This is a genomic window from Rhodococcus xishaensis, assembly GCF_004011825.1.
GTDB classification, from domain to species: Bacteria; Actinomycetota; Actinomycetes; order Mycobacteriales; family Mycobacteriaceae; genus Prescottella; species Prescottella xishaensis.
Window position 1 is genome coordinate 305,090 of sequence record NZ_RKLO01000003.1, and the last position, 13,937, is coordinate 319,026.

14 protein-coding genes are annotated in these 13,937 nt (G+C 67.6%); 6 read left to right on the forward strand and 8 right to left on the reverse strand.

Going from position 1 to position 13,937, the window contains the following annotated elements:
* Window positions 1-25: 25 nt before the first annotated feature.
* The 4 genes from EGT50_RS08805 to EGT50_RS08820 form a co-directional block, all read right to left on the reverse strand.
* Window positions 26-457 carry a CD225/dispanin family protein gene (locus EGT50_RS08805; RefSeq protein ID WP_127953093.1) on the reverse strand — a complete coding sequence of 144 codons (432 nt, stop codon included), beginning with the start codon at window positions 455-457 and terminating at the stop codon, window positions 26-28.
* A gap of 67 nt (window positions 458-524) precedes the next feature.
* On the reverse strand, window positions 525-1,112 hold the full coding sequence (locus EGT50_RS08810; protein WP_164873367.1) for a class I SAM-dependent methyltransferase: 588 nt from the start codon (window positions 1,110-1,112) through the stop codon (window positions 525-527).
* Window positions 1,113-1,179: 67 nt separating this feature from the next.
* The gene (locus EGT50_RS08815; protein WP_127953100.1) at window positions 1,180-1,611 is read right to left on the reverse strand and encodes a MarR family winged helix-turn-helix transcriptional regulator; all 432 of its coding nucleotides are present in this window, start codon (window positions 1,609-1,611) and stop codon (window positions 1,180-1,182) included.
* A 96-nt stretch (window positions 1,612-1,707) separates the two neighbouring features.
* Window positions 1,708-2,205, reverse strand: a complete 498-nt coding sequence (locus tag EGT50_RS08820; protein ID WP_127953104.1) for a hypothetical protein — start codon at window positions 2,203-2,205, stop codon at window positions 1,708-1,710.
* Between the two features lie 182 nt (window positions 2,206-2,387).
* Here EGT50_RS08820 and EGT50_RS08825 point away from each other — a divergent pair, with 182 nt between their 5' ends.
* A complete protein-coding gene (locus tag EGT50_RS08825; RefSeq protein ID WP_127953922.1) occupies window positions 2,388-3,632 on the forward strand; it encodes an AI-2E family transporter in 1,245 nt (414 codons plus the stop codon).
* On the opposite strand, the gene EGT50_RS08830 is transcribed toward EGT50_RS08825, so the two are convergent.
* Both EGT50_RS08830 and EGT50_RS08835 read right to left on the reverse strand, forming a co-directional pair.
* Window positions 3,629-6,610, reverse strand: a complete 2,982-nt coding sequence (locus EGT50_RS08830; RefSeq protein WP_127953106.1) for an AAA family ATPase — start codon at window positions 6,608-6,610, stop codon at window positions 3,629-3,631. The two genes, EGT50_RS08825 and EGT50_RS08830, sit on opposite strands and share 4 nt — an antisense overlap.
* Entirely contained in the window at window positions 6,607-7,803 is a 1,197-nt protein-coding gene (locus tag EGT50_RS08835) for a metallophosphoesterase family protein (RefSeq protein ID WP_127953109.1), read from the reverse strand. Before EGT50_RS08835 ends, EGT50_RS08830 begins: the two co-directional genes overlap by 4 nt.
* A gap of 150 nt (window positions 7,804-7,953) precedes the next feature.
* On the opposite strand from EGT50_RS08835, the gene EGT50_RS08840 reads away from it, so the two are divergent.
* Window positions 7,954-8,760, forward strand: coding sequence for a DUF6542 domain-containing protein (locus EGT50_RS08840; protein WP_127953111.1), 807 nt, complete (start codon window positions 7,954-7,956; stop codon window positions 8,758-8,760).
* Between the two features lie 83 nt (window positions 8,761-8,843).
* On the opposite strand, the gene EGT50_RS08845 is transcribed toward EGT50_RS08840, so the two are convergent.
* Window positions 8,844-9,848, reverse strand: a complete 1,005-nt coding sequence (locus EGT50_RS08845) for a 4-hydroxy-3-methylbut-2-enyl diphosphate reductase (protein WP_127953115.1) — start codon at window positions 9,846-9,848, stop codon at window positions 8,844-8,846.
* Between the two features lie 98 nt (window positions 9,849-9,946).
* Between EGT50_RS08845 and EGT50_RS08850 the strand changes: the two genes are divergently transcribed.
* The 3 genes from EGT50_RS08850 to EGT50_RS08860 are packed head-to-tail and all read left to right on the forward strand — an operon-like array spanning window position 9,947 to window position 12,075.
* Window positions 9,947-10,540 carry a lipid droplet-associated protein gene (locus EGT50_RS08850; protein WP_127953118.1) on the forward strand — a complete coding sequence of 198 codons (594 nt, stop codon included), beginning with the start codon at window positions 9,947-9,949 and terminating at the stop codon, window positions 10,538-10,540.
* A complete protein-coding gene (gene xseA, locus EGT50_RS08855; RefSeq protein ID WP_127953121.1) occupies window positions 10,537-11,802 on the forward strand; it encodes an exodeoxyribonuclease VII large subunit in 1,266 nt (421 codons plus the stop codon). Before EGT50_RS08850 ends, xseA begins: the two co-directional genes overlap by 4 nt.
* A 6-nt stretch (window positions 11,803-11,808) precedes the next feature.
* The gene (locus EGT50_RS08860; protein ID WP_127953125.1) at window positions 11,809-12,075 is read left to right on the forward strand and encodes an exodeoxyribonuclease VII small subunit; all 267 of its coding nucleotides are present in this window, start codon (window positions 11,809-11,811) and stop codon (window positions 12,073-12,075) included.
* A gap of 12 nt (window positions 12,076-12,087) precedes the next feature.
* Here EGT50_RS08860 and EGT50_RS08865 read toward each other — a convergent pair whose 3' ends face one another.
* A complete protein-coding gene (locus EGT50_RS08865; protein ID WP_164873368.1) occupies window positions 12,088-12,657 on the reverse strand; it encodes a DUF4245 domain-containing protein in 570 nt (189 codons plus the stop codon).
* A gap of 178 nt (window positions 12,658-12,835) precedes the next feature.
* Here EGT50_RS08865 and glpX point away from each other — a divergent pair, with 178 nt between their 5' ends.
* Window positions 12,836-13,876, forward strand: a complete 1,041-nt coding sequence (gene glpX / locus EGT50_RS08870; protein ID WP_127945007.1) for a class II fructose-bisphosphatase — start codon at window positions 12,836-12,838, stop codon at window positions 13,874-13,876.
* Window positions 13,877-13,937: the final 61 nt, after the last annotated feature.

A 13,937-nucleotide genomic window follows, 5' to 3' on the forward strand; every position in this document is an offset into this window, starting at 1 on the left:
TCTGGCCGCCGACTACAGCCACCGACTACGAGTTGTAGACGTCGTAGCCAGTGGTGGTGCTCACCTCGTCGATGGCCAAGAAACCGAATACGACGATCATGAAGAGCACGTACAGCACCAAGAGCGCGATCGCGATCCCCAACGAGATCTGGCCCAGCGCCCTGACCCGATCCGACGCGTACTGCGCGCCCTGGTAGTCGCCCATCGACCACCTGGGAAAGATCGAATGCAGGTGGTTGAACGCAGCGAACGCGAGCGGCCAGAAGAAAATGATCGAGGCCGCGGCCCACCCGGCGTTCAACGGCGGCAGCGGCGGTGGTCCGCCGTACTGAGCCGCCGGCTGGCCGGTCGTGTACTGCGGCACACCGGGATACGGCTGCTGGGCGTAGCTCGCTGAACTCCCGTGCTGGTCGTTCGGCGAACCCTCGGGTCCGGTGTTCATCGTCGGTTCCGACATGTCTTGATGTCCCCTCCGTTGTCAACGATTCGTCGGCACAGAAGGTATCGGAAACCAGACGTATCGGTCAGCCCCCGGCTTTTCGAGCAACCGTGACCGCCCAGTCCGCGCCTTCGTGCCAGGGCCGTAGATCCCATGTGGCGTAACGTTGTTCGAGCATCAGACCGACCGCGGCGAGATCCAAGTCGAACTCGTCGACGCTGTACTCGTAGTCGGTCGCGAACCCGGCCACGAAGATGCCGCCGGGCACCAGATGGTCCGCGAAATGTGTCAGGATCTGCCGCTCGGTGCCCCGCGCGACGAAGATCATCACGTTGCCCGCAGCGACGATTGCGTCGAACCGGTCCCCCGGCAGGTCGAGCGTAGCGAGGTCCGCCTCGTGGACCATCAGTTCCGGGTGCTCGCGGGCCGCGGCAACGAGAACGGGATCCAGGTCGACGGCCGTAACCCGGTGGCCGCGTCGAGCCAATTCGGCACCGAGTCGCCCTGTACCGCAACCAGCGTCGAGAACGCGCGCACCGCGCGGCAGCATCGCATCCAGCGCCCGTGCCTCGCCGTGAAGGTCCACCCCGTCCGCTTCGAGTTGCGCGAACCGCGCGACGTACGCGTGAGAGTCCGACGCGGATCGTTCACGCTGCCATCGGGTCTCGGCCATGCAGCTCACAATAGGCCCCCGTAAAAGGCCACTGGCACCGACCGCTGCTTCCGGATCCTCGACCGGTTCAGTTCGTACAGTCCGCCAAGCGTCGCAGCAGCATCGTCAACTGTCGGACGTCTTGGGGATCCCACCGTGACAGCCGCTCGCGCCAGCTCGCGATAGCCGACTCGCGCACCTCCGCCACTTGGACGCGCCCGGGATCGGTGAGCGCAACCAGGCGTGCGCGGGCGTCCTGCGGGTCCGGGCTACGCTCGACGAGTCCCAGGCGTACCACCGCGTCGATCTGCCGGGTCAGCGTCGACTTCTCCACGCCCAACTTGGCCACCAGCGTCGACATCGGGACCGCGTCGCTTCGCGCGAGGATCATCAAGAGCGGATAGCACGCGGGATCGAGTTTGGGGTGAATCGACCTCGCGCGCTGACGGGATTGAATCCGTCCACGCCGCCACAGATCTACCAACTCGGCCTCGAGTTCGGTGACCGGATCCGCGCTCATTCTGCTGGACGTCCCTTCGCTCCGACTGCTGCAGGCGCATGCACGGCCTCACAACGCCGACAGGGTACGCCCCGTGACTCTCGTCGTCGCTCGCGCCTACGGGCACGCCGGCCTGACCAACTGCAGGATGCGGTTGGCCTGGTCCTCGGTCGGAGCGGTGCCGTTGTTCGTCGCGGTCTGGGTGACCTTCGCAACCAGCTCCTCGGTGCTGGCACCGGAGCCGATGTCGGCGCACGTTTCCTCGACGATCGACTCGATCGACTCGTCGTCACGGTCGCTCGACAGGCTCGGGTACGCTGTCCGGAACGTGGCGACGAACGCGGACAACTTGGCATCGTCCCAGGCCTCACCGATGCCCGACACGAGGCTCGACGCCGTTGCCTGGATGCTCGACACCAGCTCCGATGCCGTTGCCTGGACGCTCGAGCGCAGCGCCTCGGCGGGTCCTGGCTCTGGCGTGGCCGTGACCGCGGAGCTGATCTTCTCCCTGGTCTCCTCTGACGTGCCCCCGTTGTCCGCACACGCGGCGACGGCGACAAAGAGAGCTGAGGCGGTCACAAGCGTTGCAGCTGTCTTCCCCATGATTCTCCCCATGGGCGGATCCTAGCGGTGCCTCCCAGGGCGATTGTCGTCTTTAACCGGTCCGTGACCGGATCGATTGCACACGCCGACCGGCACAAATGCGTAGATTCGAGGATGAGCGTCACCCGACGTCCCGGAAGGACCCACGCCCTGTGAGCCTCAAGAACATCGTCCAGCCCGCCCCGCGCACCCGCATGCGTGACCGCGGCGAGGTCATCGGCGCCGGCGGGATGTGGCTTGCGAAGTGGTCTCTGTGTATCGCCGCGATTGCGGTCGGGGCGATCGTGGTCGGCTGGGTTCTCCAGAAGCTGTGGGTGATCGCCCTCCCAGTGCTGTTGGCGATCGTCGTCTCCACCGTGCTCTGGCCACCCGCCCGTGCCCTCACAAAGCGTGGCGTACCCCCAGCCGGTGCCGCGTCCATCACGATGCTCGGGTTCTTCGCGCTGCTCGGCGGCGTCGTCGCCTTGATCGTGCCGTCCGTCGTCGCCCAGGCACCCGAGTTGGCGAACAGGGCGACGGAGGGTATCCAGCAGGTGCAGGACTGGTTCAAGGGACCGCCGATCAACCTGCAGGACGAGCAGATCGACACGGCCATCAGCGCGATCACGACGAAGGTGCAAGAGAGCGGCACCGCCATCGCGTCCGGTGTCTTCAGCGGCGTCACCAGTGCCGGATCGATGCTCATCACCCTCGGCCTGGTAGTCGTGCTCTGCTTCTTCTTCATCAAGGACGGGCCCCGGTTCATCCCGTGGCTGCACAGCGTCGGCGGCGGGCGTGCCGGACGGCACCTCGAAGAAGTTCTCGTCCGGATGTGGGACACGCTAGGCGGCTTCATCCGCACCCAGGCTCTCGTGAGCCTCATCGATGCCGTGTTCATCGGTGCGGGCCTGCTGATTCTCGGGGTCCCACTCGCCCCAGTGCTCGCGATCTTCACGTTCATCGGTGGCTTCATCCCGATCGTCGGTGCGTTCGTCGCCGGTGCTCTCGCCGTCCTGGTGGCGCTGGTGGCGAACGGTCTGACGACCGCGCTGATCGTGCTCGCGATCATCATCGCCGTCCAGCAGATCGAAGGGAACGTCCTGCAGCCGGTGCTGCAGAGCAAGAGCATGAAGCTCCACGCCGTCGTGGTGCTGCTCTCCGTGACGGCCGGCGGCGCCTTGTTCGGCATCGTCGGCGCTTTCCTCGCCGTTCCCGTCGCGGCGGTGGCCGCGGTCGTGGTCCGCTACCTGGGAGAGCAGGTCGATCGCCGGCTCGAGGAGGACAAGCTGTCGGATGCTGCCGACGGGAACGCGGACCGCAGCGGCACCTCCAACGACGGCGACGGCGAGGTGGACACCGCCGAACCGTCCCCAGCCACCGAATCGTCGCCGGTCGCCGAGCCGTCGCCGGTCGGTGACTCGGGCCCGAGCACGAACTCGTCCGGGGCCGCCCGCGGCTAGCTGGCGATCATCTCCAACGTGGACCCGGTCCGGCCCCGCACCACGTGTAGCCGGCTCGGGATCCGCTGTCGCATCTCGTCGACGTGGCTGACGATTCCGACCACGCGACCACCCGCCCGCAACTCGTCGAGGACACCCATCGCCAGATCGAGGGTGTCGGCGTCGAGCGTGCCGAACCCCTCGTCGATGAACATCGTGTCGAGCACCACACCACCCGACTCGGCTGCTACGACGTCGGCGAGGCCCAGCGCCAGGGACAGTGACGCCAGGAACGACTCGCCGCCGGACAGCGTCTTTGCCGACCGAACGACGCCGGTGTAGTCGTCACGGATGTCGAGGCCCAGTCCACCGCGGCGTCCTCGCGAACCCGCCGCGTCTGAATGAACGAACTCGTACCGGCCGGCGGACATGCGGCGCAGCCTCACCGATGCCGACATCGCGACCTCCTCGAGCCGGGACGCGAGCACGTAGGAGCGCAGCGACATCTTGCGTGAATTTTGGCCGCGCCCCGCCACTACCTCCGCGAGATCGGCGAGTTCTTGGTGGGTGGCGAGTACCGGCCCCAGCTCAGTCATGGTCTCCTCGAGCTGGGAGACGAGTCGCTCGAGGTTCCCACGACGGGTCTCGGACTCCGCTGCGAACGCCGCGGCGATCTCTACAGCCGACGCGGCCTCGCGCGCAAGGGTCTCGGGCAAAGAAGTGTCGACCGGTTCGAGCCCCGCGACCGACACGACGTCAGGTTCCGCCAGCACCGCTCGGACACCCGCGAGGCGGTCCCGGGCCGCGGTGAGGACCTCCTCGATCTGACCGAGCCGCGAGGCCGGGCGAACCGCAGCTTGCGCTTCAGCGAGTGACCCGAACCCGGCCTCGGTCGCAGCGACCCGCGCGCGCGCACCCAGGTCGCGGGCGGTCGCATCGAGCGTTGCGGCCCTGTCCCGAGCATCGAGCAACAGCGCGGCCTGCGTCGCCAGGTCGTCTAGGCGGTCCCGCCGCACCTGCACGCTACGGTCACCTCCGGCGGCCGCCAGCATCCGGGCCCGCAGCGCCGCAACCTGCTGATCGGATGACTCGATGCGGGTGTCGAGAGCGGTTCGTTCGGTGTCGGTCGCGCGGGATTGCTCGTCCAACTCTGTACCGAGGGAACGGAGTTCGTTCACCGACGCGGCGGCCCGGGCAAGGTCGGCCGCCACCGACCGCGCTTGCAGGACCGCGGCTGCGGCGTCCTGGTGCCGCCGCCGTAGCTCCGCGCGGTCACCGTCACCACTGCGCCCGGAAAGCAGTTCTACGGCCCGTTCTTGTTGGGACAGCAGTGCCGTCTCCTCTTCGAGCACAGCCGCAGCCTGTTGCTCCGCGCGGCGGGCTGCCTCCTCGTCGTCCTTGGTGACGGTCGCGCCCTCCGGGCGGGCGGGCGCTGGATGGTCGAGGGATCCACACACCGCGCACTTCTCGCCGTCGACGAGCTGGGCGGCCAACTCGGCGGCCATGCCCGCGATCCGTCGTTCCCTCAGGTCGAGCAGCCGCTCCCGCGCATTCTGGTGCCTGTCGCGGGCGCTGACCACGGCCCCGCGGCGCTCCTCCAGTGCCGTTGTCGCAGAAACCAGTTCGTCGGCAGCAGCGGCGGCGTCGGCAGCACGGGCGGCCGCCTCCTCGAGCGTCTGCATCGACGCCTGCGCCTGCTCAGCACGGCGTGCAGCGTCCTCGGCCGTGGCCAGTTCCTCGGGCCACCGATCACGTGCGGTCGCCAACTCGTCGGCACGCCGCGTCAGATCCGCACTGCGCAGACGCATCGCGGCCAGGTCGCGCTCGAGTCGTTCCATCTCGCGCGCCTCACCGAGCAACGAGTCCAGGCGGACCACTTCGGCGGACCACTCCCCTGCCTGCGTGCGGATCGCGTTGCGATCGGCATCCGCCTGCGGCCAAGACAGTTTCGCCACCAACCCTGAACCGTGCTCGGATGTTTCGAGCCGGTCGGAGACCATGCGGGCATCCGACAAAGCGGACTCGGCTTCGCTCGCCGCGGCGTCGGCGTCGGAGACCGCGGACGCGACCACCGCGGCCCGTGCGGCGCGATCTGCCTCCATCGCCAGGGAATCCCGCTCGGATGCCCCGGCCTCGAGCTCAGCCAGTTCGGTTCGGGCCCGCTCGCCTCGAAGCTGCAGCTCACGGACCCGCCTGGACTCCGCTGCCGCGGCACGTGCCTTCCCGTCCGCAGCGCGAGCCTGGGCCAATTCCGTCGCCGTCAGCTCCGCCGTCTCCACGGCCTGATCGAACAGCCGCCGGGCCCAGCCGAGGGGATCACCATCGGCCCCGGCCTCGATCCCCGCCGCCGTCGATACCCGTGCCACCAGCATGTCCACCCGTCTGCGGTGTTCCTCGACCTGCGCCGCGCCCTTCCTTCTCTCGTCGACGAACCAGTCTTCGACGGACTTGAACCGGGTGGTGTCGAAGAGCTTCTCGAGCAACTTGCCGCGGTCTTCGTTGTCCGCTCGCAGAAACCTGGCGAACTCCCCCTGCGGCAACAGCACCACCTGGAAGAACTGGTCGGAGGTCATGCCGAGCAGACGCTCGACCTCGTGAGCGATATCCGGTATGCGGGACAGATTCTCGCCGGTGCCATCCAGCCAGTTGAGAGTCGCCTTCGCGTTCTCGGTGAGCGTGCCCGCACCACGCTTCTTGGGGCGTTCGTACTCGGGGCTGCGGGTGATGCGCAAGGACCTTCCCCCGATCGTCGCCTCGAGCGTCACTGTCGGAACGGAGCCGACCGGCGCGTGGTCCGACAGCAGCCGTTTCCCCTCCTTGCGAGCACCTGGCACGGTGCCGTAGAGGGCGAATGCGACTGCGTCGAGGATCGTCGTCTTGCCGGCACCGGTCTGCCCGTGCAACAGAAACAGCCCGTCCGCGCCCAGTTCGTCGAAATCGACCTCGACGGTGTCAGCGAAGGGGCCGAACGCCGTGACCTCGAGCCTGTGCAGTCTCACGCGGGCACCTCGGCCGCGTCGAGCGGATCATCCGAGCGAACCGACACGGCCTCCTCCGCCATCGCGCTACGTAGCGCCTCCTCGAGTAGTCGCGTCTCACCCACGCTGGCCTGGCTTCGCACATCCGACAGGAAACCCTGCGCCACTTCGAGATCCGAACGTCCACGAACCCGATCGCGATACCTGAGTTCTGGATTACCCTCGGGCCGTTGCCATTCCATGTGAACGGCGTATGGGAACCGCGATTGCAGCGCCCGCATCGCATCGACGGGGCGCAGCGGATCGGTGAGGATGGCCGACACGTAGTGGTCCTCCACAGCCTCGAGTGCTTCGTCGTGCAGCAACTCGTCGAGCGTTCCGGTGAGTTGACTGAGCCCACGCACCACAGGCAGGTCGATGCGCTCGACGCCGGCGAGCCCGGCGGCATCGATGTCGACGAGCAAGACCGCCTTCCGGTGCGAGCGCTCCCCGAACGAGTACGGCAACGGAGATCCGCTGTATCGGACGTTCTCGGCCAAAGTCTGCGGCGAATGCAGATGTCCGAGCGCGACGTAGTCGACGCCGTCGAACGCGGATGCCGATACCGTCTCGACACCACCGACGGAGATCGACCGCTCCGACCCGGTTGCTTCCCCGCCGACGACGAACGCATGCGCCAGCAATACCGAACGCAGACCGGGCGTCTCAGCCCGGCGCGTGCCCAGGTCCGTCCGGATCCGCGACATAGCGACGTCGAGGATGTCGGCGTGGGACCGCGCCTGCGGTGCCCCCAGTTCGGCTCGGGTGATCTCGGGTTCGAGGTACGGGATGCCGTAGAACCCGACCGGACCGTGTTCGTCGTCAAGCAGCACTGGCATGTCCAGCGCGCTCACCCGAGTGAGCAGATGGAGGCCGCCGGCTGCCGCGAAGGACGCGCCGGCACCGAGTCGGGCCGGCGAGTCGTGGTTGCCCGACGTTGCGACGATCACCGCACCCGCTGCGCGGATCGCCTCGAAGCCCCTGTTGCAAACCTCCACCGCGTCGGCGCTGGGGATGGAACGGTCGTACACATCCCCCGGGACCACGACCACGTCGACGGACCGATCGACGACCAGGTCGGCAATCGCCTGGAGCACCCCCGCCTGGTCGGCGAGGAGGTCGACGCCGTGGAAGGTGCGCCCAACATGCCAGTCGGATGTGTGCAGGACCCTCATGACGAACGACGGTAGAGCACCCGGCCGACATCACCGAGAACCGGACATGTCGGTCGCTGGTCCGGCCACACCGTCTGATCTCAGTGAAAACACGGCCTCGAGCGGTCCCGCCGGGCGAGTAAGCCGGCCTCGAGCGACTACCCTCGAGGTGTGTCTTCAACCCAACGTGCTCGTTCCGGGGTGCCGCTCGACCAGCGATCGGCCCTCCCCTCTGTTCCCGGCATATCCGCCTTGGGGGCTGTCACGGTCGCCGCTGGGTTGACCATCATCGGATTCGTGTTGGACGCCACGTCGGGGAGTGAACAACTGACCTCGAAGTTCTCGGCGCTGTATTTCCTCGGCTGTCTGGTGGCGGTTCTCGCCGTTCGCTACCGGGGGCTCTTCACTACCGTCGTCCAGCCTCCCCTGCTGCTGTTCGTCGCAGTGCCAGTCGGTCAGCAACTTCTTACCAACACCGACGGCGCCAGCCTCAGGGACCTTGCGCTCAACGTCGCGTACCCGCTGGTAGACCGGTTCCCCCTGATGTTGGCGGCCACGGTCGCGGTGGTATTGATCGCCGGTGTGCGGAAGTTCCTGTCCCGTCAGAACCAAGGTGCCCCCGCCCGCTCCCGGACAAGTCGGGCCTCCGCGAGGACTGGACGCGCCGGCGCCTCGGCGGATCGCCGAGAGGCCCGCACCTCGGCGCAGGACAGGTCTTCGGTACACGACCCGATGGCTCGCCGAGCGACCTACGAACCCACGACAGCCCGATCGAATGCACGCGGCGGTTACCGCGAGCCAGTTCTCCGCGACAGGGCACGACGCGACACCGCCTACAGCGAACCCATCGGGCGAGGCCGCGAACCGATCCAGCGCGATTCGATTCCCGTCCGCAGCCGCCCGACGATGGACGTGCCTTCCCGCCCGAGCCCGCAGGTTCGCAACCGCAACCGTCGCGAGCCCCCGATCGACCGCTAGAGGACCATACGACTGGCCCCGGGGAACGACAGGTTCCCCGGGGCCAGTCGCATGTTCGGTCCCAGTTGTATGTTGGGTCGCCCTCAGGTTCGCGCGGCGCGCAGTTCCCGCGGCAGGGAGAAGACGAGCGTCTCGTTGGCGGTGGTGACCGGCTGGACGTTGGCGAATCCGTGCTCGGCGAGCAGGTCGATCACCCCGCGAACCAGAATCTCGGGAACCGACGCCCCGGACGTGATCCCGACAGTCCGCACCCCGTCGAGCCAGTCGAGGTCGACCTCGCGGGCATAGTCGACGAGGTGTGCGGCGCGAGCGCCCGCACCCAGAGCCACCTCGACGAGCCGCACCGAGTTGGACGAGTTCCGCGAGCCGACCACGATCACGAGATCGCACTCGGGAGCCATGGCCTTCACTGCGACCTGACGGTTTTGGGTGGCATAGCAGATGTCATCGCTGGGCGGGTCCTCGAGTTGCGGGAACTTCTGCCGCAGTCGGTGCACGGTCTCCATCGTCTCGTCGACCGACAGGGTCGTCTGCGACAACCAGACGACTCTCGCGCCTTCCCGCACAGTGATGTTCTCCACCGCGTCCGGGCCGTCGACCAACTGCACGTGATCGGGGGCCTCGCCCGCGGTGCCCTCGACCTCTTCGTGCCCCTCATGGCCGATCAGCAGGATGTCGTAGTCATCGCGCGCAAATCGCTTGGCCTCCTGGTGGACCTTCGTCACGAGGGGGCAGGTCGCGTCGATCGTGTGCAGGTTCCGCTCCTCCGCGGCAGCGTGGACCGCGGGGGACACACCGTGGGCGGAGAACACCAGTACCGAACCCTCAGGCACCTCGTCGGTCTCGTCGACGAAAACGACGCCGCGCTCGGCTAGCGTGTCGACGACGTGTCGGTTGTGCACGATCTCCTTGCGCACATAGATGGGCGCCCCGTGCTTCTCGAGCGACTTCTCCACGGTCTCTACTGCGCGGTCGACGCCGGCGCAGTAGCCGCGTGGCTCGGCTAGTAGGACCCGCTTGCCTCCGCCGGCGGCGTCAGCATCGGCGGATCGTGCGATACCCAAATTGAGAGGAACTGCCGAAGACATGACACCAGCGTACGGTGCGTGCGATTCGCCGATCCCGCAGTACGGACCATCGGCGCTGTCAGCTACCAAATAACGCGAACGTAAGGCAGGCTGTGAGCATGATCCGTCCCCCGTTCGTGGCGCGCGTCGCCGCCGGTATGGCCATCACGGCCTATGAAGAGGCACGCAGGCTGCCGTCCACCGCTGTGACGCTGCCGATGACCGCGGTCAGTCAGGTGCTGCAGACCACGATGCGGGTACAACAGTCCATCACGGCACTCGCCATCAAAGGCGACCAGGCATTCTGCCTCCTCGACCGCGCCGAGGAAGAGCCGTCGTGGGCGGTGTTCGACGAGGATGAGACCGACGGTGAAATCGATGTCGAGGCGCCGGAGGACCAGAGTGAGGCTGGCAGCGACCGTACTTCGAGCCCGGGCCGGTTCGCCCTGTACTCGATGACCCCGACCAACGAAGACGTCGACGACACGGTCCGGGAATCGAAGGTGGACCCGACGCCGGCCGTCCATGACGTGCCGGACATCGCCGAGGAACTCGACTACGAATCCCTCACGTTGGCACAACTGCGGTCGCGGCTGCGGTCGCTGTCAGTGGAGGACCTGACAGCGTTGCTCGAGTACGAGGAGCGCACCGCAGCTCGGGCTCCATTCCAGACCATGCTCGCCAACCGCATCACTTCCGCCAAAGCCAAGTGACTTCCGCTCGACCCGCCTCCGGTGGCCCTCCCCCGAGCACGGCCGAGCATCCCTGGCCCGTACGGACCGTCTCGACCAAGGTCGCGCAGTGGATCGACCGGCTCGGCAGTGTGTGGGTCGAGGGCCAGATCACTCAAATCAACGCCAGGCCGGGGACGCGCACTGCATTTCTCGTGCTGCGTGATCCGTCGGTCGACATGTCGCTGTCGGTGACCTGCTCGCCGCAGCTGCTTCGTGACGCCCCGGTACCGCTCACCGAGGGCAGCCGCGTCGTGATGTTCGGCAAGCTGTCGTTCTACACCGGTCGCGGCACCGTGTCACTGCGTGTGACGGAGATCCGCGCGGTCGGAATCGGCGAACTACTGGCCCGAATCGAACGGCTCCGCGCACTACTTGCCGCCGAGGGGCTGTTCGATCCACGGCTCAAGCGTCCGCTTCCGTTTCTGCCAGCCACTATCGGCCTCATCACGGCCCGCGCGAGCGCCGCCGAACGAGACGTGCTCGGCGTAGCCCAGCGGCGGTGGCCGGCGGTCCGGTTCGAGGTCCGCCACGCCACGGTGCAGGGCCCCACCGCCGTGCCGCAGATCATCGCGGCCCTCGACGAACTCGACCACGACCCCCACGTCGACGTGATCATTCTCGCCCGCGGCGGCGGCAGCGTCGAAGACCTGCTGCCCTTCTCCGACGAGACCCTGTGCCGCGCGATTGTCGCGTGCACGACGCCCGTGGTGAGCGCCATCGGTCATGAGCCCGACAGCCCGCTGAGCGACCACGTCGCGGATCTGCGGGCCGCAACCCCGACCGACGCTGCAAAGAGGGTGGTGCCCGACGCAGTCGCCGAGCAGGCTCTGGTGTCCGAGCTGCGCGAACGTAGCGCCGCAGCATTGCGGAACTGGGTGGAACGCGAGTCGCACCGGGTGGAGCAACTCCGTAGTCGACCGGTCCTCGCGGACCCGCTGCAAGCGATCGAGAGCCGAGCAGAGGAAGTCGGGCGGTTGCGCGACGCCGGCCGCCGGGACGTGAGCCGTTCGATTGCGTCGGAAGCCACCACCCTCGAGCACCTGCAGGCACGCCTGAAGACGCTCGGTCCGGCAGCGACGCTGGCTCGCGGCTACGCCGTCGTACAGAAGATCTTCGGGGACGGGGGCGACGCCGAGTCCGAGGTGCTGCGGTCGGTCGACGACGCGCCGCCGGGCACGCAGATCCGTGTCCGATTGGCCGATGGCGCGGTGCGCGCCGCCGTTATGGGAAGGGAGTCATAAGCAACCGTGAGTAACGCAGATGTCGCCGAACTCGGGTACGAGACGGCGCGGGACGAACTGGTAGACGTCGTGAAGACCCTGGAGCAGGGCGGTCTGGACCTCGATGCGTCGCTCGCGCTGTGGGAGCGCGGCGAGGCACTCGCCCGGCGCTGCGAAGAGCACCTCGCGGGTGCTCGCCGACGGGTCGAGCAGGCGCTGGCCCACGCCGAAGAAGACCTCACGCACACCGAAGAAGTTCACACCGAGGACGAAGACACAGGCGACGCCGACTAGCGGTCCGGCCGGCTACGGCTGCAGCGGCTCGACCGCGCCGACCGCCGTCGCGAGTTTGGTGAACTCCTCCGCGGGCGCCGGCCCGGTGATGAGGATCCGCGCGTCCCCGAAGTCGCTGACCCAGATCGCCTCGACACCGTCGCCACCGAACACGACCCACGTGCGGTCGCCGATCTGTTCGGTGCCGGTCAGGTAGCGCGGTTCACCGGCGATGAACGGTACGAGGGCTTCTTCCGTCGCGTCGCTCTGCGTCAACTGGATGTAGCGGCCCGCCTCGGTGATGAAGCCGATGTTGCTCGAGTCCCCACCGCCGTCACCGGTGACGATGCTCCGGCTACCCGAGTTCGAGGTCCAGCCCTCCGGGATCTCCGGCTGGCGGATCGGGAAACCGAGTTCGCGGGCGTCGTACCTGAACGCCGCATCGGCGTCGAAGCTGGGAATCGGACCGGGCTTGGGACCACCCAGGTTGAACGAGCACTGACTTGCAATACCCGCAATCACCAGACATGCGATCAGCAACGGTATGAGCGACCACGCCATGTCTCGGCCGTTCTGCAAAATGCGGGGTTTCTTCTCGGGCACGATGTCCAGTATTCCCGTTCCGCCGGGAGGGTAGCCCAGCAGCCCACTCCTGGTGGGCGTTCTGAAAGAATCGTCGCGACGATTCGTCCACCCAATGGACGGCCCGACCGCGACGCGGTCGACCGCTCCGCAGTGTCGGCCACCGTGCCGACCGTGACACCAGCAGGAGGCACCGCACATGACGGCCAGCACCCCATCGAGTCGCCGCGAGGCCCCGGACCGCAACCTCGCGCTCGAGTTGGTGCGCGTCACCGAGGCAGCCGCAATGGCTGCCGGCCGGTGGGTAGGACGAGGCGACAAGGAGGGCGGCGACGGTGCCGCCGTCGATGCCATGCGCCACATGGTCAGCTCCGTCTCGATGCAGGGCGTCGTCGTCATCGGTGAGGGCGAGAAGGACGAAGCCCCGATGCTCTACAACGGCGAAGAGGTCGGTAGGGGCGATGGCCCGCTGTGCGATGTCGCGGTCGACCCGATCGACGGCACGACGCTGATGAGCAAGGGCGCCCCGGGCTCGATCGCGGTTCTCGCGGTCGCCGAGCGTGGTGCGATGTTCGACCCGTCGGCTGTGTTCTACATGGACAAGATCGCGGTCGGCCCCGAGGCCGCCGACGTCATCGACCTGTCCGCGGGCGTCGCCGAGAACATCCGGCGTGTCGCAAGGGCCAAGCACCGCTCGGTCTCCGACACGACCGTGACGATCCTCGATCGCCCGCGCCACGCGGACATCATCCGTGAAACCCGCGAGACCGGTGCCCGCATCCGCCTCATCTCCGACGGCGACGTGGCCGGCGCGATCGCGACCGCGCGTCCCGAGTCAGGCGTCGACATGCTGCTCGGCATCGGCGGCACCCCGGAGGGAATCATCGCCGCGGCCGCGCTGCGCTGTGTGGGTGGCGCCCTGCAGGGCCGCCTGGCACCCAAGGACGACGACGAACGCCAGAAGGCCATGGATGCGGGCCACGACCTCGACCGCATCCTGCGGACCGAGGAACTGGTCACCGGTGAGAACATCTTCTTCTGCGCGACCGGTGTCACCGACGGCGATCTGCTCAAGGGCGTGCGCTACTACGGTGGCGGCGCCACGACACAGTCGATCGTGATGCGCAGCAAGTCCGGCACGGTTCGCATGATCGAGGCCTACCACCGCCTCGAAAAGCTGCACGAGTTCTCGTCGATCAACTTCGACGGTGACGAGGACGCCGCTCCTCCGCTGCCCTGACGTTTCAGGTGGTTCGTGCCGTGGGGTGCGTCGGTCGCTCGTCCGACTCACCCCACGCTCG